A 22,369-nucleotide genomic window follows, 5' to 3' on the forward strand; every position below is an offset into this window, starting at 1 on the left:
GTTGCCTCGTCGCGCGATCGCGGGGCTGGCTCCGCCGAAGCGGACGCGCGTCGGCCCGGGTAGCGTCGGAGCATGCGCCTCGAGAACCTGCTCGGCATCGACGTGCCGATCGTCCTCGGTCCTTTCGGCGGCCTCTCCTCGGTCGCTCTGACCGCGGCGGTCAGCGACAGCGGCGGCCTCGGTTCGTACGGTTTGTACGGATACACGCCCGACCGCATCCACGACACGATCGCTGCTCTGCGGGCGGCGACATCGCGGCCGATCGCGGTGAACCTCTGGCTCCCGCGCGGCGACGAGGTCACCCCCGTCGACGTCGACGTCGACCCCTTCCTCCGCGGTGCGGCGCCCCTGTACGCGGCCGCGGATGTCGCGCCACCCGTGCCCCCGGCATCCTTCCTTCCGCCCCTCGACGAGCAGCTCGACGCCGTGTTCGCCGCGCGACCCGACGTGTTGAGCGTCGTGTTCGGGGTTCCGGATGCCGCCACCCTGGCTCGCGCGAGGGACCTCGGCATCCGCGTCCTCGGTACGGCCACCACGGTCGCCGAAGCGGTCGCCCTCGATGCGGCGGGGGTCGACGCGGTGGTCGCGACCGGAGCGGAAGCGGGCGGGCATCGCGTGTCGTTCCTGCGGGACCCCGCGCAGTCGCTCGTCGGCACGTTCGCGCTGATCCCGCAGGTCGTCGACGCGGTGGACGTTCCCGTGATCGCGGCCGGGGGGATCGCCGACCGACGCGGGGTGGCGGCGGCCCTGGCGCTTGGTGCGGCCGGAGTGCAGGTCGGGACCGCGTTCCTGCGCACTCGCCAGTCGGCCGCGACCGCGGGTCACCGGGACGCGATCGCTGCGGCGGCTGACGTCGACACCGTGCTGACGCGAGCGATGAGCGGACGGCTGGCGCGCGGCATCCCGAACCGCGCGATGCGCGACCTCGAGGCCACGGGGATGATCGCGCCGTTCCCCGCACAGAACTGGCTGACCGGGGTGTTCCGCGCCGCGGCGGCTGCGGCGGGCGAGCACGACCTGGTGTCGCTGTGGGCGGGGCAGTCCGCGGGTCTCGCGCGTCTCGACGACGCGTCCCAGGTGCTCGCGGAACTCCGCGCGGGGCTGCCTGGCTAGGTGACCGCGCGGGTCAGACGGTCGCGCGGATCTCGAAGGCGTCGGGGGCCGTCTCGGAGCTGACCGCGACCTCGACCCGATCGACCGCGGCCGACGGTGGGCCGTGATGCGCCCACGCGAGGACGTCCTCCACGATCGCCGGATCGCCCGACAGCAGAGCCTCGACCGTGCCGTCGCGTCGGTTGCGGACCCACCCTCGCAGGCCCGCGCGCTGCGCCTCCTCGCGCAGGGCATACCGGAACCCGACACCCTGCACCCGTCCGTGCACCGTGATGGCCACTGTTCGCATGGGTCCATTCTCGTCGCCGAGCTTCCGGCAGCTCGGGGCGCGTTCGTCACGTCGGGGCGCGCGAACCGCCCTGAACCTGGCGATGGTGGAACGGACGCGATCGCCGCTCAGTGCGGGAGCACGAGCGAGAGCGCGAGCGCGAACATGACCACGGCGATGATCGCGTCGAGGATGCGCCACGCGCGCGGCGTATCGAGCCATCGCCCGAGGAAGCGGGCACCGAAGCCCAGGCCCGAGAACCACACGAGGCTCGCCACGCACGCGCCGAGCGCGAACGCCCACCGCCCGTCACCGTGAGTGGACGCGACCGAGCCGAGCAGGAACACCGTGTCGAGGTAGACGTGCGGGTTCAGCCAGGTGAGGGCGAGACAGGTCAGCACGGTTGCGACGAGGGTCGTGCGGGCCGGGCGGGTCTGCACGATCGTGGCTCCGGCATCCGGAATCGACGGGGACGCGGCGGTGTCGATGCGCAGCGTCTCGCCGCTCGGACGCACGGCCCGCCGAGCGGCGAGGACGCCGTATCCGACGAGGAATGCGGCACCGGCCCAGCGCACGACCACGATGAGCCAGGGGACCGCCTGCAGCACGAGCCCGATTCCCGAGACGCCGAGGAGGATGAGGATCGCGTCCGAGACCGCGCAGACGGCGACGACGGCGAACAGGTGCTCACGTCGAACACCCTGGCGCAGGACGAACAGATTCTGCGCGCCGATGGCGACGATGAGCGAGAAGCCGAGGCCGAGACCGGCGAGCAGGGGAGCGAGCACGCTCCGACGATAGGGGTGCGCGGAACGAAAGCCCAGCTCAGGATTCTGATGGGCCATTAGCATCGCTTCATGTCGATTCCCCTCGATCTCGCCCGCACGCTGGCCGTCGTCGTCGAGGAGGGAACCCTGGATGCCGCGGCCCGTCGCCTGCACGTCACTCCGTCCGCGGTGAGTCAGCGCCTCCGTGCGCTCGAAGACCAGCTCGGTCGCGTCGTGCTCGTCCGGTCGAAGCCGGTGCGGACGACCGAGGCCGGAGACGCGGTGGTGCGCCTCGCGCGCCAGCTCGCGCTGCTCGAGCACGATGCGCTGACTGCGATCGGTACAGAGGACGGGGCCGTGGCATCCGTCCCGCTCGCGGTGAACGCCGACTCGCTCGCCACGTGGTTCCTGCCGCCGCTGGCGCGCGTGGCGGCCCGTCGACCGGTCGTGTTCGATCTGCACCGCGACGACCAGGATTTCACCGCGGGCCTCCTCGAGGCGGGCACGGTGATGGCGGCGGTCACCTCGCGTGAGACCCCGGTTGCGGGATGCCGCGTGCGTCGGCTCGGCGTCCTCAGATACGAAGCGGTGGCGACGGTGTCGTTCGCGGCACGCTGGTTCGCCGACGGGGTCGATGCGGCCTCGCTGGCGGACGCGCCCGTGGTGGACTTCGACCGTCGCGACGACCTGCAGACGCAGTGGTTGGTGCGTCGGGGAGTGGCGGCGGGGGCCCCGCCGCGGCACCGGGTTCCGGCATCCCAGGACTTCGCCACCGCCGTCGAGTTGGGCCTCGGATGGGGGCTGCTGCCGCGCTTCCAGTCGGCCGCCGGCCTGGCCGAGGGCACGCTGGTGCGCCTCGGGGACGATCCGATCGACGTGCCGCTGTTCTGGCAGCAGTGGAATCTCACGTCCTCCCTCCTCGACGACATCGCGGAGGAGGTCGTCGAGGAAGGACGCCGGGTGCTCGCGAACGGCTGAGTCAGTCGTCGCTGACGTGCAGCACGATCTTGCCGCGGGTGTGTCCGCGCTCGAGCTCGGTATGCGCGGCGGCTGCGTCATCGAGGTCGAAGACCCGGTCGATGAACACGCGCACGGCACCGGAGTCGATCAGGCGACCGATCGTGGCGAGCGCTGCGCCGTCGGGGATCGTCTTGTAATCGGTGGACCGGATGCCACGCGCCGAGGCCGCTTCGCGGAATCCCGGCCAGGCGCCGGTCGGCACCTCGATCAGCAGACCGCCGGGACGCAGCACCTCGAGCGATCGCGTTCCCGTCTCGTCGGCGACGTTGCCGATGAGGTCGATGACGACGTCGACGTCGGCCACGACGTCTTCGAAGCGGGTCGACGTGTAGTCCACGACCTCGGCGGCGCCGAGGTCGCGCAGCCAGTCGAGGTTGTGGGGAGACCCCGTGGCGATGACGTGTGCGCCGAAGTACGCGGCGAACTGGACCGCGAAGTGCCCCACTCCGCCGCTTCCGGCGTGCACGAGGATGCGCTGACCCTGGTGGGCGAGAGCGGTCTCGACCACGAGGCCCCACGCGGTGAGCGCGGCGACCGGGACGCCCGCGGCCTCGACGTACGACAGGGCGGCGGGCTTGCGCGCGAGCGACAGGGTGGGGACCACGGCGTACTCGGCGTAACCGCCGGGCGTGCGGGGGACCGCGGCCATGCCGTACACCTCCGTGCCGACGGGGAAGGGGTGCGCGTCGAACGGGGCCTTCACGACGACTCCGGACACGTCGAGCCCGAGAACGGACGGCCACGCGTCGATCGCGCCCGACATTCCGCGGCCCGCGCGGGTCTTGGCGTCGATGGGGTTGATGCCGGCGGCGACCACCCGGATGAGCACCTCGCTGAGCACGGGTGTCGGGACCGCGATCTCGGCGACCCGCAGCGCGTCGGCGGCGCCGGGAGCATCGAAGACGACCGCCCGCATCGTGTCGGGGACCGCGGGGGCGGGGTCGATGCTCGTCTCGGGACGCGTCGATCGGAATCTCATCGGGCGCTCTCTCTCGCGTACGGGCGGCGGCACCGCCGCGGTTCCCCCAGTCAATCGCGCGATTGTCTCCGCGGTGTTACACCTCGGTCACCGTGTCGCGACGGGCCGTTCAGCGCCTGGCCGGGGCGTTGTGCGGTCTGCCCACGCCGCGGGCGTCTGCTCCTCGGGCCTCCGAGAGCGCGCGGCGGGCGTGAACGCGCCGCTCGAGTGTCCACGACACCCGGGCGATCCGAAAAGACACCGAAAAGACATCCGGGTGTTTCGCACACTCAGCGAAAGCCGGGCCGCTCGCAGCGAACGCGCGGTCGGCCCGAACGGGCGTGCGGCGCTCAGTCGCTCGCGGGGACCTCGCCGACGGCGAGGGCGTGCAGCAGCGTCGAGAGGTGTTGGATGTCGTCGACCGACCAGTCCGCCAACGCCTCGAACAGTCTGCTCTCGTGCGGAGCGCGGGCGTCGGCGAGGCGCTGGTGACCCAACTCCGTGACCGAGATCAGGCGGGAGCGTCCGTCGTTGGGGTCGGGGGCCCGCGTCACCAGACCCAGGTCCTCGAGCTCGCTGATCGCCCGGCTCAGGAACCCCTTGTCCGCGGTCAGTCGCTCGGCCAGGGCGGAGAGGGTGAGCGGTCCGAAGCGACTCACGACCGACAGGGCCTTGAAGGTCGCGGGGAGCATCCCGGGACTCACGCGTTCCGCCGCCTCGGAGACGAAGCGGCGGAACACGGTCATGAGCTCCGAAAACGACGCCTCCAGGGCCTGCACAGCCTCACGGCGCTCGTCGTTCGGTTCGCTCGTCACGTCAGACATCCTCTCCCATCTGAGCCTCGCGGCGTGCGCGGCGGGAGGGAGTGGCATCCTCAGTCGGCACCGCACCGGTCGCGGCCAGCGTCGACATGCCCGCCGGAACCGACACGGTGGCGAAGTCCGCCTCGCTCGCCGCCACGCGCTCGGTGGTCGTCATGCGGGTCAGCGGACGGTTCGGCAGGAAGAGGATCGCGATGAGGCTGACCACGGCGACCGGCACCGCGATCAGGAACGAGTGGGCGATCGACTGGGCGTAGATGTCCTCGACGATGACGCGCACGCTGTCGGGCAGCGTCGACACCTGCGGGATGGTGCCCGACTGCAGGGACTGGGCGACGGATGCGCCGTTCGCACCGAGGCCCATGATCGCGGTCTTGAGGTCTTCGGCCCGGTCGGTGAACAGGCTGGTGGCCATGCTGGCGAGGGCGGCTCCCATGACCGAGACGCCGATCGTGCCGCCGAGGCTGCGGAAGAACGTCACGCCCGAGCTCGCCGCGCCCATCTGGGTGGGGTTCGCGGTGTTCTGCACGACGAGGACGAGGTTCTGCATCGTCATGCCGACGCCCGCGCCGAGGAAGAACATGTAGAGCGAGACGAGGGCGAAGTTCGTGTCGTAGTGGATCGTCGACAGCAGGAACGATCCCGCGATCAGCAGCACGCCACCGGCGATGAGGAACGGCTTCCAGTGGCCGAAGCGCGAGATGAGCGCGCCGACCACGATGGACGAGACCAGCAGGCCGCCGATCATCGGGATGGTCATGACGCCGGCCTCGGTGGGCGTGGCGCCGCGGGCCATCTGCATGTACTGGCTGAGGAAGACCGAGGTGCCGAACATCGCCAGACCCGTCGCGATCGAGGCGATCGTGGCGAGGGTGAAAGTGGCATCCCGGAAAAGGGTGAGCGGCACGAGCGGCTCGGAGGAGCGCAGCTCGACGACGACGAACAGGACCGCGGCGATGACGGCGCCGCCGACCATCAGCATGGTCTCGGTGCTGGCCCAGTCGAAGGACTTCCCGGCGTTGGTGACCCAGATGAGGATGAGCGAGACCGCGGTCGAGAGCAGCACGATGCCGAGGTAGTCGATCTTCACGGTCCGCTTCGCGCGCACCGGCAGGTGCAGGGTGCGCTGCTGGATGAGGAGCGCAGCCACGGCGAAGGGGAGGGCGACGAAGAAGTTCCAGCGCCATCCGAAGGCGTCGGTGATGACACCGCCGAGGAGCGGCCCGCCGACGGTGGCGACGGCCATGACCGCACCGAACAGGCCCATGTAGCGACCGCGCTCACGGGGGCTGATGATGTCGGCCATGATGACCTGGCTGAGGGCGGCGAGGCCACCCGCGCCGAGGCCCTGCACCGCGCGGAACGCGATGAGCATGTCGGTGTTCTGCGAGAATCCGGCCGCGGCGGTGGCGAGCACGAAGATCGCGATGGCGACCTGGATGAGCACCTTGCGGTTGAACAGGTCGGCGAGCTTTCCCCAGATGGGGGTCGAGATCGCGGTGGTGAGCAGGGTGGCCGTGATTACCCAGGTGTAGGCGTTCTGGTCGCCCGACAGGTCGTGCACGATGACGGGCAGCGACGTCGAGACGACGGTCGAGGCGAGCATCGACACGAACGTGCCGAGCAGCAGCCCGATGAGGGCGGGGAGGACGCGCCGCTGCGCGGGCGCGTCGACGGAGGTGGTTGCCATGCGGAACTCCACGAAAAGGGGGACGGATGCCGCGACGACGATGGCGCGATTAGTTGACTGACGTCAACGATACGCCTGATGCTTGACTTGCGTCAACTATTAATCGAGGAGCGCGAGGGCGCGATACCTCTCCGTGGGTTCCTGCCGTGTCGGCGCCGGCTGGCGCGCCTGCATGGTGCGGCGGTAGAGCTCGTCGATGAGCGAGGTCGCGAGTCCCACGAGTTTGGCGATCTCCCGCTCGTCGCGGTCGATCCACTGGCAGCGCGGCTCGTCGTGCAGGGGCACGAATCCGTCGTGCTGTTCCCACGCCACGAGGGTCCGCTCCGCGCCGAGGACGTGTTGCTGCCACCAGATCTGCCGCATGTACGTGCGGGGGATCGAGCGCCAGGCCTTGTTGGTCGTCTTGATCTCGGCCAGGACGACGCGGCCCTCGCTGTCGACGACGACGCCGTCGGGAGTGGCCAGGTGCCGCTTCTCGACGACCGCGTGATACAGGGCTGACGAGGGCTGGATGCCGTGCGTCGCGGCCACCCACGCGGCGATCTCGGGCTCGCGTCGACGACCGTGCGCCGTGAAGGCATTGCCCGAGAAGTTCGAGCCCATGAGCTTGGCATCCGCTGCGCGCGCGATCGCGTTCGGGCTGGTCAGGGTGGCGACGTCGGTCGCGGTGATCCCGCGCGAACGCGCGCGGATCCAGGCGACGCGATCACGCGAATCCGCGACGATCCGGGCGTCGAGGTCGGCGCTGCGGGAGGCGACGAGCTCGGGGGACATGCGTTCGACCCTAACCCCGCTCGACGGCGGATCTCCTGTGACGCTCGGCGCGTCGGCATCCGGGGTCTTGTCATCGAAGTAAGGGTGACCTAAGTTGAGGTCATGACTCCGGATGCCGAGCACCTCCGTCGCCCCGACGGTGGATGCTGGTGCGAGCTCGAGGGGGCCGTGCTCCTGGGCGGCGACGCGAGGAATCTGCCCGAGATGCGGCGGATCGCCGCCGCGCTGTCGCCCGCGGCGCACGTGACGATCGCGATCGAGATGTCGGGGGTGCGGGAGGTCGAGCCGTTCGACGCGGGCGACGCGCGGGTGAGCTGGCTCGATCGTTCGGTCGGCGGCCGGATCCGTCCGCGTGGCGAGCGTTTGGCGCAGGCGATCCACGCCTGGTGCGCCGAGTGGGCGTGCGGGGAGTCTCCGGTCTGCACCGTGTGGCTCGGCGCCCGGACGCCCACGCGCATCGTGCGCATGACCCAGGCGCTGCTCCCGGCCCCGCGCGTTTCCTGATCGGGTGGGTGGCCGGTCGCGGCGGTGTCGCGAGATGACCGGCGTTTCACGAGATGACCTGGGTTTCGCCGTCATGGCGGGTCTTCTCGGCGAACGACGGTCATCTCGGCGAGGGACGGGGGTGCGGAAAGGGTTCCTGCACAGGCGGCGGCGGGAGCCGGCTGTCCACGGATCCCGACCGCAGGCGAGCGGGCGTGCATCAGGATGCCAGAGCATCGGGGAATGCGATCGGAGCAGCTGTGGTGGGGCCTCGGTTCCGGGATGTACTCCCGCGAGCTGTTGCTCTCTCGTGGTGTGCCTGCGAGCGTTCTGTCTCTCGCGTCGAAAGCGGGGCCGTGGCTTCGTCTGCAGCCGGGTGTCTACGTCGAGCGTGAGGTACATCTCGCGCGGCTTCCAGCTGAGCGGCACCGGGTCGCCGTCGCTGCTGCCATGTCGGCGACCCGCGGGGGGTCCGCAGTGGTGTCTCACCTGTCTGCGGCGGTCATCCACGGCCTGCCGCAGTATCGCTTCGCTGACCGTCCCGTGGAGGTGACACTCGCAGGCGCGATCGGAGGGTCCAGTCGCGCCGGCCTTCGTCGACATCTCGACGCGCTCCCCGACGACGACGTCGTAACGATCGACGGCATCGCCTGCACGAGCCTGGACCGTACGGTGTTCGATGTCGCGCGCACGGCCCCGCTCGAGATGTCGCTCACGTGCGCTGATGCGGCGCTGAGGCGTGAGGTGGTGTCGTCGCACCGGTTCGATCCCGGAGCTCAAGAGGCGTGGCGCGAGCGCATGCGGGAGCGTGCGCATCGCGCAGCCGGGTCGCGCGGCATCCGACGGGCGCGCGAGGTCATCGAGTTCGCCGACGGTCGCGCAGAGCTTCCCGGCGAAAGCGTCAGTCGGCTGCAGTTGCACCGCATCGGATTCCGAGAGATCGACCTGCAGGTCGCCGTCGCGGGACCTCAGGGTTCGACGTACTTCGTCGACATCGGGCTTCGCGATGTGCGGACCTTCTGGGAGTTCGATGGCGAGGTCAAGTACAGGGATGCCACGATGCGCGGCGGCCGGTCCATCGAGACCGTCTTGCTCGACGAGAAGCGTCGTGAGGACTGGATCCGCGGAACGACACAATGGCGCCTCTGTCGAGGCGGGTTCGGCGACATTCGCACGCCCGAGACACTCGCCGCTCGCCTTGCCTCCTTCGGTGTGCGCCCGCCCCGCTGATCCGCGACCCCGTGTGGGCCGTTCGGAATGCGGCCGCGTACGCCCCGGCGGGAAGTCGAGATGACCGGTGGTACGCGAGATGACCCGGGTTGCGTGGGAAGCGCGTGTCATTTCGGCGAACGCGGGTCACTTGGGCGCGCGGAACGGGGGCGGGCGGACGGGCCAGCGCGGGCGGCACCGGATTGGCGGGGGAGCGCGGCGTCGGGTACAGTAGAGGCCAAGCCAAAGACCGTCGGTCATCGGAGTGCTCGCACACCGATCGAAGCGTTCGCTGAAAAGCGGAGGACCTACGCAGGTAAACGAACCTCTTCCGAGCTCCGTGCGCCTGCGCCGGAGCTCTTCTTTTTTGTCCGGACCCCGGTGTCTTCGGCCGGCGCCCCGCCTCCGCGGAGCGCCTCGTACACACAAGGAGTGGCCATGGCGCAGAAGGATGCATCGGTCGCCGAGCTCACGAAGAACTTCGAGAACTCGACCGCCGTTCTGCTGACCGAGTACCGCGGTCTGACGGTTGCCCAGCTCAAGCAGCTGCGCAACGACATCCGTCAGGACGCGGATTACGCCGTGGTGAAGAACACGCTGACCAAGATCGCCGCTGCCAAGGCGGGGGTCACGGGACTGGATGACGAGCTCAAGGGCCCGTCCGCCATCGCGTTCGTGCACGGTGACCCTGTCGCCGTCGCGAAGGGCCTGCGTGCCTTTGCCAAGGCTAACCCTCAGCTCGTGGTGAAGGGCGGCTACTTCGATGGCGCCGCGCTGACCGCGGATGAGGTCAACAAGCTCGCCGATCTCGAGAGCCGTGAAGTCCTGCTGGCGAAGCTCGCCGGTGCGATGAAGGCGACGATGACCAAGGCGGCATACGTCTTCCAGGCGCTTCCGTCGAAGGCCGTTCGCACGGTCGACGCGCTGCGCGAGAAGCAGGACACCGCGGCCTGACCCGGCCCGGCTGATTAACCCGATCAAGGAGATACAACATGGCTAAGCTCAGCACCGAAGAGCTGCTCGACGCGTTCAAGGAGCTCACCCTCATCGAGCTCTCCGAGTTCGTCAAGGCGTTCGAGGAGACCTTCGACGTCACCGCTGCTGCCCCCGTGGCCGTTGCCGGCCCCGCCGCCGGTGGCGCTGCCCCCGCCGAAGAGGCCGAGGAGAAGGACTCGTTCGACGTCGTCCTCGAGGCCGCGCGGTGACAAGAAGATCCAGGTCATCAAGGTCGTCCGCGAGCTCACCTCGCTCGGCCTCGGCGAGGCCAAGGCCGTCGTCGATGGCGCTCCCAAGGCCGTGCTCGAGGGCGCGAACAAGGAGACCGCCGAGAAGGCCAAGGCTGCCCTCGAGGAGGCCGGCGCTTCGGTGACCCTGAAGTAATTTCGCTTCACGGTCGCAGCAACGCGATTCAGAAGGTCCGGATGCCACTGGCATCCGGACCTTCTTCGTTGTCAAGAGAGCGGGGTCCGAGGATGCCAATGGCATCCGGACCTTCTTTCGTTGCGGCACGTGTTCACACGATGGCAACGAAAGAACCCTGGGAATTCCTGATGAGGTCGTCTACGGTCGAAGAGACCCCCCGTCGATCCCCCCACCCGACGATGTCCGTCGGATTCGCAGGAGACCCATGTCACCCGTGCCCTCTCGGCGACCCTCGGGCCGCACCGCGACTGCGCTGAGCGCTGCCGTCGCCGCCGCCCTTCTCGGTTCCGCCCTCGTCGCCCCCGCCGCCGCCACCGCCGCACCGCTCGCGCCGGCCACGCCCGTTCCCACGGACACCGTCGCGCCGACCTCGACGCCGCCCGCGGAGGCGCCCGCGGAGCCCGCACCCACCGCGCCGGCTCCCACGGAGACTCCGGCAGTCGATGCCCCGGCGAAGACCGTCGAGACCGCCGTTCCGACGCAAGAGGCGGAAGCCGCGGCCGACATCACGCCCATCCGCGACATCCAGGGCGAGGGCGACAGCACTCCGCTCGACGGTCAGACCGTCACCACGCGCGGCATCGTGACCGCCGCGTACCCGACCGGCGGCTACAACGGCTTCTTCCTCCAGACGGCCGGGACCGGTGGTGAGCTGAGTGCCGAGCACACGGCATCCGACGCCGTCTTCGTCTACGGCTCGCGCGCGGTCGCCCAGGTCGCGATCGGCGACTACGTCGAGGTCAGCGGCACGGCGGGGGAGTACAACGGGCTCACCCAGATCGTCTCGGACGCCGACCTCGTCACCGTTCTCACCGAGGACGCGGAGCCGGTCACCCCGGCCGAGGTCGCGTGGCCGCGAACCGACGAGGAGCGCGAGCGCTTCGAAGGAATGCTGCTGGCCCCGCAGGGCGACTTCACCGTCACCAACACCTACATCACCGGCCAGTACGCGGAGATCGGGCTCGCGGCGGGCACGACGCCGCTGCTCACCCCCACCGAGGTCGCTCGACCCGGCACCCCGGAGCTCGATGAGGTCGTCGCCGACAACGCCGCGCGGGGTGTGGTGCTCGACGACGGCGCGTCGCTGAACTTCCAGCGCTCCGCGACGGACGTGCCCCTCCCGTACCTGTCGCTCACCGACCCCGTGCGCGTCGGCGCCCCGGTGACGTTCACGCGTCCGGTCGTGCTCGACTACCGCTTCGACGCGTGGAAGCTCCAGCCGACTCAGCAGCTGACCGTCGAGAACGCCGCCGACGTGCAGCCCGCGACGTTCGCCAACACGCGCGCGGAGCGTCCGGCCGACGTCGGAGGGACGGTCCAGCTCGCGAGCTTCAACGTGCTCAATTACTTCACGACCACCGCGGAGGACGTCGGTTGCGACTCGGTCTACACCGACCGCGAGGGCAACCCGATCACGGCGAACCGCTGCCCTGAGCCCGGTCCGCGCGGAGCGGCGAACGACGAAAACCTGCAGCGCCAGCAGGCGAAGATCGTCGCCGCGTTGAACGCGATGGATGCCGAGGTCGTCTCGCTCGAGGAGATCGAGAACTCCGCTGCCCTCGGTAAGCCCCGTGACGAGGCCCTGTCCACCCTCGTCGCCGCGCTGAACGCCGATCTCGGCGAGGACGCGTGGGCCTTCGTGCCGTCGCCGAACGCCCTTCCGGCATCGGAGGACGTCATCCGCACGGCCTTCATCTACAAGAAGGCGGCGGTCAGCCCGGTCGGCGACAGCGTCATCCTCGACGACCCGGCCTTCTCCAACGCGCGCCAGCCGCTCGCCCAGGCGTTCGCGCCCGCCGGTGGCGACGACGCCGCCTTCGTGGCCATCGTGAACCACTTCAAGTCGAAGAGCGACAGCGACCCGGCTGCCGGAGGCGACAACGCAGCCGGTGACCAGGGCGCCTTCAACGGCGACCGCGTGCGCCAGGCGGAGGCTCTCGTCGGCTTCGCCGACGAGCAGGCGGAGGCCCCCGCCTCCGGCGCGGTGTTCCTGCTCGGTGACTTCAATGCCTACACGCAAGAAGACCCGATCCAGGTGCTCCGCGACGCGGGGTACGTCGACCTGGCCGGCGACACCGGGAAGTACACGTACTCGTACGACGGTCAGTCGGGCTCGCTCGATCACGTGCTGGCATCGCCGGCGGCGCGGGAGCTCGTCACCGGCACGGACGTCTGGAACATCAACGCCGGCGAAGCGCTCGCGCTCGAGTACAGCCGTTACAACGCGAACGTCCGCAACTTCTACGACGCCTCTCCCTACCGCTCGAGCGACCACGACCCCGTGGTCGTGGGTCTCGACCTGTCGGGGACGACCGAGCTCAACCTGCTGAACATCAACGACTTCCACGGGCGCATCGACGCCAACACGGTCACCTTCGCCGGCACGATCGAGCAGCTGCGCGCCGAGAAGGGCGATGACCGCTCGCTCTTCCTCTCCAACGGCGACAACATCGGCGCCTCGCTGTTCGCCTCGGCGAACGCCCAAGACGCCCCCACGATCGACGTGCTCAACGCGCTCGAGGTCGCGGCATCCGGAGTCGGAAACCACGAGTTCGACAAGGGCATCGACGACCTCACCGGTCGCGTCACCGAGCGCGCGGCATTCCCCTACCTCGGGGCGAACGTCTACCGCGACGGTCAGCCGGTGCTCCCCGGGTACGAGATCGTCGAGGTGAACGGCCTCCGGGTCGGCGTCGTCGGCGCCGTCACCGAGGAGACCGCCTCGCTCGTCAGCCCCGAGGGAATCGAGGGCATCGAGTTCCGCGAACCGGTCGCCGAGGTGAACCGCGTCGTGGCCGAGATCCGCGATCAGGTCGACGTCCTCGTGGCGGAGTACCACGAGGGCGCCCTGCAGGGCGAGACGTCGGGAGGCACCCTCGATGACGCCCTCGCGCGTGGCGGAGCGTTCGCGCGCATCGTCACGGAGACGGATGCCGACGTCGACGCGATCTTCACCGGTCACACCCACGAGGAGTACGCGTGGGACGCACCGATCCCCGGCACCGACGGAACGCGTCCCATCCTGCAGACCGGCAACTACGGCGAGAACATCGGACAGGTCGTCCTGACGATCGACCGCGCGAGCCGCGACGTCATCGGCCACGAGGCCCGCAACGTCCCGCGGCTCTCGGCCGAGGAGGTCGAGGGTGACGACGAGCAGACCTCCGAGAACAGCAAGGCTCTGGATGCCGAGCTCATCGCGACCTACCCCCGCGTCGCCGAGGTCGCCGACATCGTCGATCGCGCCCTCGCCGAGGCCGAGCGGGTCGGTTCGCAGCCGGTCGGGTCGGTGTCGGCGGACATCACGACGGCATTCCGGGGTGGCGCGTACGTCGACGGTGTCTACCAGGGCGGTGAGCGCGACGATCGCTCGAAGCAGTCGGCGCTCGGCAACCTCGTGGCCGACGCCCTGCACGACACGCTCGCCGACCCCGTGCGCGGTGACGCCGACCTCGCGGTGGTGAACCCGGGCGGTCTGCGCGCGGAGCTGCTGCGCGGCGACGACGGCGTGATCACCTTCGCCGAGGCCAATGCCGTGCTGCCGTTCGTGAACAACCTCGGAACCACGAGCCTCACCGGCGACCAGCTGCGTCGTCTGTTGGAGCAGCAGTGGGGCGACGCGGCCGGTCGTGCCGCGACACTCTCGCTGAGCGTGTCCGAGAACGTGCGTTACACCTACGACGCCACGCGCGCGCCCGGCGAGCGCATCACCGGCATCTGGATCGACGGGATGCCGGTCGACCCGGCCGCGTCGTACCGGGTGGGCTCCTTCAGCTTCCTGCTCTCGGGAGGCGACGCCTTCACGGTGTTCGACGAGGGAACCGATTCGCGCGACTCCGGTCTGATCGACCGGGACGGCTGGATCGCGTACCTCACGTCCCACCCCGACCTCGCTCCCGACTTCACCGCGCGGGGCGTCCAGGTGACGGGTGCGCCGACCGAGGCGGCCCGCGGGACCGAGGCCGCGTTCACCGTGTCGGGCCTCGACCTCACCTCCCTCGGCAGTCCCGCGGCCACCGAAGCCAGCGTCACCGTCGGCTCAGGAGAGTCGCGAACGGTCGCCGTGCGCGACGGCGTCGCCGAGGTTGCGGTTGCCGTTCCTGCGGACGCGCCCGACGTGCTCGACATCACCGTTTCGACGGCCTCCGGCTCCACCGCCACGGTTCCCCTGCGCGTGGTCGGGGGCGCCGAGGTGCCGGCCGCTCCCGGCGGCGGCGACGGCGGCGAGGCGGCGCCCCCGCGCGGCCCCGACGGACTTCCGCGCACCGGTGCGGATACGGCGTGGATGGGCGGCGGAGTCCTCGCGGCCCTCGCCCTGCTCGCGCTCGGCGTGGCCGTGCGGCGGCGCGGGATGCGTCAGGCCGACTGAACCCTGAGAGAGAAGGGGCCCCGGATGCCACGGCATCCGGGGCCCCGTTCTGTCACGCGCTCCGCGGGGGAGCGGTGGAGGCGCGCACGACCAGGCGTGTGACCGCCTCGGTGCGTCGGGCGGGTTCGTCGGTGCCCTCGATCATGGACAGCAGCAGCCGCGTCGCTTCGACCCCCTGGTCGAGGGGATACTGCTCGACCGTGGTGAGCGAGAACATCTCGGCGTAGTCGTGGCCGTCGATGCCGACCACGCTGAGCTCGGTCGGAACCGAGATGCCCATGCGGCGAGCGGCGATGATGACCCCGATCGCGACCTCGTCGCACGCGGCCACGACACCGGTCGGACGCGACCCCGCGTCGGCGAGGAACGACGCAGCGGCCGCATAGGCGTCAGTGATCGTCAGCGTCGAGGGCACGCTGCGGATACGGACGGCGAGCCCGTGATCGTTCATCGCGTTGCGATAGCCGATCGAGCGTTCGTCGACGTCCTTCGCCGGGGCGTCGGTCGGGGGAGTGCTGCCGACGAAGGCGATGTCGGTGTGCCCCAGTGCGATCAGGTGCTGCGTGATGATCCGCGTGATCGCGACGTTGTCGAGGCCGAGGGTCGGGACTCCGGAGAGCGGGTTGCCGATACTGACGACGGGCTTGCCGATGTTCGCCAGGCGCTCCAGGTCGGCGTCGTCGGGCTCGAGCGCCACCGCGATGATCCCGTCGAACCGTTTGCGGGCGAGGTACGTCGAGTAGAGGCTCTCGCGGTCGTTGGAACCGGGCTCGGCGACATAGAGGGTGACGTCGTACCCCCGGGGGATGAGCGTCCGTTCGACGCCCTCGACGATGGCGCCGAAGTACCACCGGTTCACCTTGGGGACGATGAGCGCGATCGTACGCGTGCGGCCGGTCGCCAGGCTCACGGCGCTGGTGGACGGCACGTATCCGAGGGTCGACGCCGCGTCCGAGACGCGACGACGGGTGTCGTCGGAGACGTAGCCGCCGCCGGTCAGCGCACGACTCGCCGTCGATTTCGACACGCCTGCCAGGCGAGCCACATCGGCGATTCCGCTCATCGGTGTGTTCCTCGGTGTCCGGTCGACCTCCGTGTCGACGTCGAAGCAGATTACCTGAGATTCACCCTTTATGGAACCGGTTCCCCCGCGAATCGTCGCCCGAGATCCGCGTGATTTCGCCAGTTACGCGTTCGTGATATTTCGATGTTGCGCAACTTCTGGTTCTCGCCTACGGTGATCTGGAATCGGTTCCTGACAGAATCCGATGCACCATTGAACTCGAAGAGGAGAGACCACATGGGTATGTCACAGCGGTATCGCCTGCTGGCCCCCGTCGGGCTGCTGGCGGTCGGCGCGATCGCACTCGCAGGCTGCGCCGAGGGTGACAGCGGGGGCGGCACGAGCTCGGGGGGCGAGACCACCGTCCGCATCTCCGGCGGTATCACCGGCAGCGAAGCCGACCTGCTGAACCAGTCGTTCGAGAAGTTCACCGCCGACACCGGCATCAAGGTCGTCTACACCGGCGACAAGAGCTTCGAGGGCAACATCGTCACGAAGGTGACGGGTGGAGACGCCCCCGACATCGCGATCGTCCCGCAGCCGGGTCTGCTCAAGACCCTCATCGGCACCGGCGACGTGCAGAAGGCGTCCGACACCGTCTCGTCGAACGTCGACAAGTACTGGGGCGAGGACTGGAAGTCCTACGGCAGCGAAGACGGCACGTTCTACGCGGCTCCCATGCTCGCCAACCTCAAGGGCTACGTCTGGTACTCGCCGGCGAAGTTCAAGGAGTGGGGCGTCGAGGTCCCGAAGACGCTCGACGAGCTCATGACCCTCACGGCCACGATCCAGCAGAAGACCGGCGCCGCCCCCTGGTGCGCGGGCTTCGCGTCCGGCGACGCCTCGGGCTGGCCGGGCACCGACTGGATCGAGGACATGGTCCTGCGCCAGTCCGGACCCGAGGTGTACGACCAGTGGGTCGCCAACGAGGTCAAGTTCACCGACGCGCCGATCAAGGAAGCGTTCGACGCCACCGGCAAGATCCTGCTGAACCCGCAGTACGTCAACGCCGGTTTCGGTGACGTCAAGAGCATCAACTCGGTGGCCTTCGCCGACGTGGCCGCCAAGGTCGCCGACGGCAGCTGCCCGATGACCCACCAGGCGTCGTTCCTGTCGTCGAACTTCCAGACGGTCAAGACCGCCTCGGGCGGCGAGGTGAAGGTCGCTCCCGACGGTGACGTCTACGCCTTCCTGCTCCCCGGCGTGACCGAGGGCAAGCTCGCGGTCGAGGGTGGCGGCGAGTTCGTCACCGCGTTCTCAGACGACGCGAACGTGCAGAAGGTCGTGGAGTTCATGTCGACGCCCGAGTTCGCGGATGCCCGTGTGAAGCTCGGCGGCGTGATCTCGGCGAACAAGGGCGCTGACCCCTCGCTGGCGTCCAGCGAATTCCTCACCGAGGCGATGAAGACGCTGCAGGACCCGAACACCACGCTGCGTTTCGACGCATCCGACCTGATGCCCGCGACCGTCGGTTCGGGATCGTTCTGGAAGGGCATGGTCAGCTGGATCGACGGTACGCCGACCGACCAGGTCCTGAGCGACATCCAGGCCGGCTACAACAACTGACCTCTTGAGGTCCACCCGATGGGTCGTCCGTGCTGCGGGCGGCCCATCGGGGCCATACTTCTCATCTGCCCGGCATGGCCCGGGCACTCATCGGTGGGCACGAAGGCGTGTTCGGGAGGGACGTCATGACCGAGATCACACACGTGGAGAAGACGCCGTCGGCGTCTCCTCCGCCGCGGGGGCGAGCGGCGGCGAAGCCGCGAGACTCCGCGCCACAGCGCCGGACCACGATCCTCGTGGTCATGGTCGGGCTCATCCTCGTGGTGGCGCTCTTCCTCTTCATGGTCACGAGGGCCCCGGCCGAAACGAAGCCCACGACTCTGGGCTTCTCGCTCAACAGCTTCTTCAACTGGCTCGGCGGACTGAACCCGCTCGTGCAGATCCCCCTCGTGCTCCTGGTCTTCGGTGCCGTCGTGGGGCTCCTCCTGCTGCTCATCGAGTACGCGCCGCGCTCCGGAAAGGGCTACTTCTGGCTGCGGCTCGTCGCGTGCTTCGCGATCCCCGTGCTCGCGTTCATGCTCCTGCGTCCGTACCAGAACGCCGTCATCTACGTGCTCGGCATCGCGGTACTCCTCGGCGCGATCCTCTTCTACGCCGACTACCGCTCGCGTCAAGGTGCCGGCTACCTGTTCCAGCTCATCCTGTTCGCCGCCCCCGCCGCCATCCTGCTGCTCCTGGGCCTGGTGTACCCCGCCATCACCACCTTCTTCCAGTCGTTCTTCGACAAGACCGGTGACAACTTCGTCGGACTGGACAACTACGTCTGGACCTTCACGAACCCCGAGGGCTTCTGGTCGGTCATCAACACCCTCATCTGGGTGCTGCTCGCCCCGACCATCGCCACCGCGATCGGCCTGGCCTACGCGGTCTTCATCGACCGGGCGGCGGGCGAGAAGTACCTGAAGGTGCTCATCTTCATGCCGTTCGCGATCTCGTTCGTCGGCGCCGGCATCATCTGGAAGTTCGTCTACGACTTCCGTCAGGGCGACCAGATCGGCATCCTGAACGCCATCGTCACCGCCTTCGGTGGGCAACCCGTCTCGTGGCTCGCCGCGACGCCCCTGGTCAACACCCTTCTCCTCGTCGTGGTGTTCATCTGGAGCCAGACCGGTCTCGCGATGGTCATCCTCTCGGCCGCCATCAAGGCCGTGCCGCCGGAGCAGATGGAGGCCGCCGAACTCGACGGTGCGAGCGCGTGGGAGCGGTTCATCAACGTCACCGTTCCCGGCATCCGCTCCTCGCTCATCGTGGTCCTGACCACGATCGCCATCGGCGCGCTGAAGATCTACGACATCGTCGCCGTCATGACGGGTGGTCGCAACGACTCGACCGTGCTCGCGTTCGAGATGGTGAACCAGCAGCAGCGGTTCCAGAGTTACGGCCACTCCGCGGCACTGGCGGTCGTGCTGTTCGTCTTCGTGCTGCCGCTGATCATCTTCAACGTGCGCCAGATCCGGAAGCAGAGGGAACTGCGATGACCACCTCGACCGTCGTTCTCGAGCCGACGTCCGACGGGCGGAGCGCTCGCCAGGTCGCCCGCGACACGCGCAAGCACGAGGCCATGGCGCGCAAGCGCCTCACGTCGAAGGGCGCGACGATCGCGGCCGTCGTGATCGCCTTCTTCTGGACCATCCCGACGTTCGGCCTGTTCGTGACGTCGTTCCGGCCCGGATCCGACACCCAGTCGACCGGGTGGTGGACGGTCTTCACCGACCCCAGCTTCACGCTGGAGAACTACCGGCTGGCCTTCACCTCGGGTGGCACGGCGCTGACCCTCGCGCAGTCGTTCCTCAACTCCCTGGCGATCACGATCCCGGTTGTGCTGTTCGCTCTCGCGATCGCGTCGCTCATCGCGTACGCGTTCGCGTGGATCGACTTCAAGGGGCGGAACTTCTTCTTCATCTTCATCTTCGCGTTGCAGATCGTGCCGCTGCAGATGGCCCTGGTGCCGCTGCTGAGCCTGTTCTCGCGCGGGCTGACGATCAACGAGGTCACGATTTTCCCGGGCTTCGACCTGCGCGGCGTGGAGCACAGCTTCGCGACCGTGTGGATTGCGCACGTGATCTTCGCGATGCCGCTGGCCATCTTCCTGCTGCACAACTTCATCGCCGAGATCCCGCACGAGGTGATCGAGGCGGCGCGTGTGGACGGTGCCGGACACGGCCAGGTGTTCTTCCGCATCATCCTCCCGCTCGCCGCCCCGGCGCTCGCGTCGTTCGCGGTGCTCGAGTTCATCTGGGTGTGGAACGACCTGCTGGTGTGGCGACGATCTTCGCGCCATCGTCATCGCTGCCGCTGACGCAGTCGCTGAACTCGCTGTCGGGCACCTGGGGAGACCAGTGGTTCCTGCAGTCGGCCGGTACGTTCATCTCGATCCTCGTGCCGATCATCGTGTTCTTCCTCCTGCAGCGGTTCTTCGTCCGCGGCCTCCTCGCCGGCGCCACGAAGGGCTGAGGTCAGGCACGACCGGAGGGGCGTGGCATCCGTTTTGGGGGATGCCACGCCCCTTCCTGTGTCGGGCGCGCACACGCGGCTTGTCGGGTGTGCGGTGGCGGGTGCGCGGTACGCGTGCGGGCGCGCGGTGGCGGGGCGGGGGTTGCGCTCGCGCATAAACGCGATTCGCGCGCGGAAACGCGGTGTGCTCGCGTTTCTGTGAGTGGATGGCGTTTATGCGTGGCCGTTGGGTGCCTCGCGAGCTTTGGGCTGCCTCGCGGTTGCGGTGCGTCGGGTGGTGGGGCGGGGGTTCCGCTGGCGCATAAACGGGATTCGCGCGCGGAAACGCGGTGTGCTCGCGTTTTTGTGAGTGGATGGCGTTTATGCGTGGCCGTTGGGTGCCTCGCGAGCTTCGGGCTGCCTCGCGGATGCGGTGCGTCGGGCCGCGGGGTGAGGGTTGCGCTCGCGCATAAACGCGATTCGCGCGCGGAAACGCGGTGTGCTCGCGTTTTTGTGAGTGGACGGCGTTCATGTGTGGCCGTCGGGGAGCCCGCTCACCTCGGATGCCGGATGCCGGATGCCGGATGCCGGATGCCGTGAGTGGGGCGTCGAAGGGGCGGCGCGGGTGCGACCCCCCCCCGCATAAACGCGATTCGCGCGCATAAACACGATGTGCTCGCGTTTCTGTGAGTGGATCGCGTTTATCGATGCCAGCCCGGCCCGGCGCCCACCCCGCCCGGCGCGGAGCGGCTTGGAGCGGTGCCGTCTCGCCCGGCCCGGCCCCCGCCCGGCCCGGCCCAGTGCCCGCCCGACCCGACCCGGCCCGACCCGACCCGGCCCAGCCCGACCCGGCCCGGCGCGACCCGGCCCAGCGCGACCCGGCCCAGCGCGACCCGGCCCAGCGCGGCCCGCCCGCGGGCGCGGCGCGCGGGCGCGGGTCAGGCGGTGCAGGCGAGGCGGGACTGGATGTCGCGCATCGCGTCGATCTCGGCAGACTGGCCGGTGATGATCGCTTGCGCGACCTCGGCCACGCGCGGCTGGTCGCCCAGCTCGATGACGGCCTCGGCCATGGGGATCGCGCCCTGGTGATGGCGGATCATCAGGGAGAGGAACAGGCAGTCGGCGGGCTGGCCCTCGAGGGTCTGGAGCTGGTCGAGCTCGGCATCCGTCGCCATCCCCATCTGCGCGAGGAGCTCGTCCTGCGTGAACGCGGAGGTGTCTCCGTGGCTATGTGCGCCGGAGGCCTGCATCCACGTCATCAGCGGCTGCGGGGACGACTGCGGCAAGCCCCACTGCACCAACCAGCCGTACATCTCACCGCGCTGGCCCGACTGCGCCGTCGCGATGTCGTACGAGAGCGTGCGCAGTTCGTCGTCGTCGGTCTTGCGGTAGATCTCCATGGCCATCAGCACCGCTTGGGTGTGGTGCACCTGCATGTCGCGCGCGAAGCCGGCGTCGGCGGACGTCGTGGAGGGATACGTGGGCGCGGCCGTCGCGCCGAACGCCGTGAAGCGTCCGATCGCGAAGGCCACGGCCACGATGGCGACGGTCACGACCGCGACCACGATCCACCGGACCGCGGGGCGTGCGACCGGGGCGTCGTCGGTCATGTCAGGCCTTGCCCGGCCCGTCGATCGCACCCGAGCACGCGGCATTGGGCTCGGGCACGTTCTGGCTCCGCCAGTACTCGGTGAAGAACTCGCCGATGCGCGGGTCGGTGGGGGAGTCGACCTTGAGCTGGTGGTTCCAGCCGCTCACCGCGACGGGGGTGTCGAGGCCGGGGTACGGCGAGAGGATCGCGTAGCTCGACGGCATGACGGCCTTGAGCGCATCGATGCCCGCCGCGTCGACCTGATCGGGGTTGTACGTGATCCAGATCGCCCCGTGTTCCATCGAGTGGACCGCGTTCTCATTGGGCACCGGCTCGGTGTACACCGCGCAGTTCAGCCAGTACGGATTGTGCGGGCCGCCCGCGGGAGGGTTCTGCTCGTAGGTGACGGCACCCTGCACGTGGTCGGAACGGTTCTCGAAGGTCTGCACGCCCTCGATCACACGGCCCGTGCTGTTGCCCGCCTGGTAGCTCGTCGGGGGCGCGGGGGCGAAGACGAACGAGGCCACGACGACGCCCACGACGGCGAGGCCGGCCGTCGATCCGACGACCCACCAGACGAGCTTGCCGCGCTTACGACGCGCGAGCTCTTTCTGGTACTCGGCGAGCTTCGCCTGCCGCTTCTGCTCGCGCTGCTGCTTGACCGTGAGGTCGATCTGGGACTGCTTCGCCGGGTTTCCGCTGCTGCGTTTTTCAGGGGGAGGCGTCATGTGCGGTGTTCGTCTCTCTTCGGGGCGGGACACGTCGGCTCAGGCCGATTCGTCCAGCCTATGCGGATGAATACGGCGTCGGCCTGGGAGGAAC

At 69.2% G+C, this 22,369-nt stretch carries 17 protein-coding genes and 2 pseudogenes; 10 read left to right on the forward strand and 9 right to left on the reverse strand.

Going from position 1 to position 22,369, the window contains the following annotated elements; translation table 11 throughout:
* Positions 1-72 precede the first annotated feature (72 nt).
* A complete protein-coding gene (locus tag QE388_RS10870; RefSeq protein WP_307385293.1) occupies positions 73-1,113 on the forward strand; it encodes a nitronate monooxygenase family protein in 1,041 nt (346 codons plus the stop codon).
* Positions 1,114-1,126: 13 nt separating this feature from the next.
* Here the strand turns inward: QE388_RS10870 and QE388_RS10875 are convergent, their stop codons facing one another.
* Together QE388_RS10875 and QE388_RS10880 are read right to left on the reverse strand one after the other, a co-directional pair.
* Positions 1,127-1,402: an acylphosphatase gene (locus QE388_RS10875; RefSeq protein ID WP_307385294.1), complete on the reverse strand. Its 276-nt coding sequence runs from the start codon at positions 1,400-1,402 to the stop codon at positions 1,127-1,129.
* Positions 1,403-1,509: 107 nt separating this feature from the next.
* Entirely contained in the window at positions 1,510-2,169 is a 660-nt protein-coding gene (locus QE388_RS10880) for a LysE/ArgO family amino acid transporter (protein ID WP_307385296.1), read from the reverse strand.
* Positions 2,170-2,238: 69 nt separating this feature from the next.
* Between QE388_RS10880 and QE388_RS10885 the strand changes: the two genes are divergently transcribed.
* Positions 2,239-3,126 carry a LysR family transcriptional regulator ArgP gene (locus tag QE388_RS10885; protein ID WP_307385297.1) on the forward strand — a complete coding sequence of 296 codons (888 nt, stop codon included), beginning with the start codon at positions 2,239-2,241 and terminating at the stop codon, positions 3,124-3,126.
* A 1-nt stretch (position 3,127) separates the two neighbouring features.
* On the opposite strand, the gene QE388_RS10890 is transcribed toward QE388_RS10885, so the two are convergent.
* From QE388_RS10890 to QE388_RS10905, 4 genes are all read right to left on the reverse strand, one after another.
* Entirely contained in the window at positions 3,128-4,147 is a 1,020-nt protein-coding gene (locus tag QE388_RS10890; RefSeq protein ID WP_275799983.1) for an NADP-dependent oxidoreductase, read from the reverse strand.
* Positions 4,148-4,476: 329 nt separating this feature from the next.
* Positions 4,477-4,950, reverse strand: a complete 474-nt coding sequence (locus QE388_RS10895; protein ID WP_275799981.1) for a MarR family winged helix-turn-helix transcriptional regulator — start codon at positions 4,948-4,950, stop codon at positions 4,477-4,479.
* A complete protein-coding gene (locus tag QE388_RS10900; protein WP_307385299.1) occupies positions 4,943-6,637 on the reverse strand; it encodes an MDR family MFS transporter in 1,695 nt (564 codons plus the stop codon). The genes QE388_RS10895 and QE388_RS10900 overlap by 8 nt, the downstream gene beginning before the upstream one ends.
* A gap of 99 nt (positions 6,638-6,736) precedes the next feature.
* A complete protein-coding gene (locus QE388_RS10905) occupies positions 6,737-7,411 on the reverse strand; it encodes a YqaJ viral recombinase family protein (RefSeq protein ID WP_307385300.1) in 675 nt (224 codons plus the stop codon).
* A 102-nt stretch (positions 7,412-7,513) separates the two neighbouring features.
* Between QE388_RS10905 and QE388_RS10910 the strand changes: the two genes are divergently transcribed.
* From QE388_RS10910 to QE388_RS10930, 5 genes and pseudogenes are all read left to right on the forward strand, one after another.
* Positions 7,514-7,915 (forward strand): hypothetical protein, encoded by a 402-nt coding sequence (locus tag QE388_RS10910; RefSeq protein ID WP_307385301.1) that lies wholly within the window; start codon positions 7,514-7,516, stop codon positions 7,913-7,915.
* A gap of 222 nt (positions 7,916-8,137) precedes the next feature.
* On the forward strand, positions 8,138-9,124 hold the full coding sequence (locus tag QE388_RS10915; protein WP_307385302.1) for a hypothetical protein: 987 nt from the start codon (positions 8,138-8,140) through the stop codon (positions 9,122-9,124).
* Positions 9,125-9,541: 417 nt separating this feature from the next.
* Complete coding sequence (rplJ, locus tag QE388_RS10920) at positions 9,542-10,057, forward strand: 50S ribosomal protein L10 (protein WP_058595389.1); 516 nt, start codon at positions 9,542-9,544, stop codon at positions 10,055-10,057.
* Positions 10,058-10,095: 38 nt separating this feature from the next.
* Positions 10,096-10,483 (forward strand): annotated as a pseudogene (rplL, locus tag QE388_RS10925) (50S ribosomal protein L7/L12).
* Between the two features lie 247 nt (positions 10,484-10,730).
* Positions 10,731-14,894: an ExeM/NucH family extracellular endonuclease gene (locus QE388_RS10930; protein ID WP_307385303.1), complete on the forward strand. Its 4,164-nt coding sequence runs from the start codon at positions 10,731-10,733 to the stop codon at positions 14,892-14,894.
* 52 nt (positions 14,895-14,946) lie between these two features.
* Here the strand turns inward: QE388_RS10930 and QE388_RS10935 are convergent, their stop codons facing one another.
* A complete protein-coding gene (locus QE388_RS10935) occupies positions 14,947-15,957 on the reverse strand; it encodes a LacI family DNA-binding transcriptional regulator (protein ID WP_275801505.1) in 1,011 nt (336 codons plus the stop codon).
* A 237-nt stretch (positions 15,958-16,194) separates the two neighbouring features.
* Between QE388_RS10935 and QE388_RS10940 the strand changes: the two genes are divergently transcribed.
* The 3 genes and pseudogenes from QE388_RS10940 (at position 16,195) to QE388_RS10950 (ending at position 19,977) form a co-directional block, all read left to right on the forward strand.
* Positions 16,195-17,523 (forward strand): ABC transporter substrate-binding protein, encoded by a 1,329-nt coding sequence (locus QE388_RS10940; protein ID WP_275801504.1) that lies wholly within the window; start codon positions 16,195-16,197, stop codon positions 17,521-17,523.
* A 125-nt stretch (positions 17,524-17,648) separates the two neighbouring features.
* Positions 17,649-19,001, forward strand: coding sequence for a carbohydrate ABC transporter permease (locus tag QE388_RS10945; protein ID WP_275801503.1), 1,353 nt, complete (start codon positions 17,649-17,651; stop codon positions 18,999-19,001).
* Positions 18,998-19,977 (forward strand): annotated as a pseudogene (locus QE388_RS10950) (carbohydrate ABC transporter permease). Before QE388_RS10945 ends, QE388_RS10950 begins: the two are co-directional and overlap by 4 nt.
* Positions 19,978-20,894: 917 nt before the next feature.
* Here the strand turns inward: QE388_RS10950 and QE388_RS10955 are convergent.
* Both QE388_RS10955 and QE388_RS10960 read right to left on the reverse strand, forming a co-directional pair.
* Positions 20,895-21,566 (reverse strand): DUF305 domain-containing protein, encoded by a 672-nt coding sequence (locus tag QE388_RS10955; RefSeq protein ID WP_307385304.1) that lies wholly within the window; start codon positions 21,564-21,566, stop codon positions 20,895-20,897.
* Between the two features lies 1 nt (position 21,567).
* A complete protein-coding gene (locus QE388_RS10960; protein ID WP_307385305.1) occupies positions 21,568-22,275 on the reverse strand; it encodes a DUF3105 domain-containing protein in 708 nt (235 codons plus the stop codon).
* Positions 22,276-22,369: the final 94 nt, after the last annotated feature.

The sequence above is a fragment of the Microbacterium sp. SORGH_AS_0969 genome (assembly GCF_030818255.1).
GTDB lineage: Bacteria > Actinomycetota > Actinomycetes > Actinomycetales > Microbacteriaceae > Microbacterium.

Coding starts and splice junctions, on each gene's coding strand:
- QE388_RS10870 (WP_307385293.1), top strand. CDS start 73: ATGCGCCTCGAGAACCTGCTCGGCATCGACGTGCCGATCGTCCTCGGT.
- QE388_RS10875 (WP_307385294.1), bottom strand. CDS start 1,402: ATGCGAACAGTGGCCATCACGGTGCACGGACGGGTGCAGGGTGTCGGG.
- QE388_RS10885 (WP_307385297.1), top strand. CDS start 2,239: ATGTCGATTCCCCTCGATCTCGCCCGCACGCTGGCCGTCGTCGTCGAG.
- QE388_RS10890 (WP_275799983.1), bottom strand. CDS start 4,147: ATGAGATTCCGATCGACGCGTCCCGAGACGAGCATCGACCCCGCCCCC.
- QE388_RS10895 (WP_275799981.1), bottom strand. CDS start 4,950: ATGTCTGACGTGACGAGCGAACCGAACGACGAGCGCCGTGAGGCTGTG.
- QE388_RS10900 (WP_307385299.1), bottom strand. CDS start 6,637: ATGGCAACCACCTCCGTCGACGCGCCCGCGCAGCGGCGCGTCCTCCCC.
- QE388_RS10905 (WP_307385300.1), bottom strand. CDS start 7,411: ATGTCCCCCGAGCTCGTCGCCTCCCGCAGCGCCGACCTCGACGCCCGG.
- QE388_RS10910 (WP_307385301.1), top strand. CDS start 7,514: ATGACTCCGGATGCCGAGCACCTCCGTCGCCCCGACGGTGGATGCTGG.
- QE388_RS10915 (WP_307385302.1), top strand. CDS start 8,138: ATGCGATCGGAGCAGCTGTGGTGGGGCCTCGGTTCCGGGATGTACTCC.
- rplJ (WP_058595389.1), top strand. CDS start 9,542: ATGGCGCAGAAGGATGCATCGGTCGCCGAGCTCACGAAGAACTTCGAG.
- QE388_RS10930 (WP_307385303.1), top strand. CDS start 10,731: ATGTCACCCGTGCCCTCTCGGCGACCCTCGGGCCGCACCGCGACTGCG.
- QE388_RS10935 (WP_275801505.1), bottom strand. CDS start 15,957: ATGAGCGGAATCGCCGATGTGGCTCGCCTGGCAGGCGTGTCGAAATCG.
- QE388_RS10940 (WP_275801504.1), top strand. CDS start 16,195: ATGGGTATGTCACAGCGGTATCGCCTGCTGGCCCCCGTCGGGCTGCTG.
- QE388_RS10945 (WP_275801503.1), top strand. CDS start 17,649: ATGACCGAGATCACACACGTGGAGAAGACGCCGTCGGCGTCTCCTCCG.
- QE388_RS10955 (WP_307385304.1), bottom strand. CDS start 21,566: ATGACCGACGACGCCCCGGTCGCACGCCCCGCGGTCCGGTGGATCGTG.
- QE388_RS10960 (WP_307385305.1), bottom strand. CDS start 22,275: ATGACGCCTCCCCCTGAAAAACGCAGCAGCGGAAACCCGGCGAAGCAG.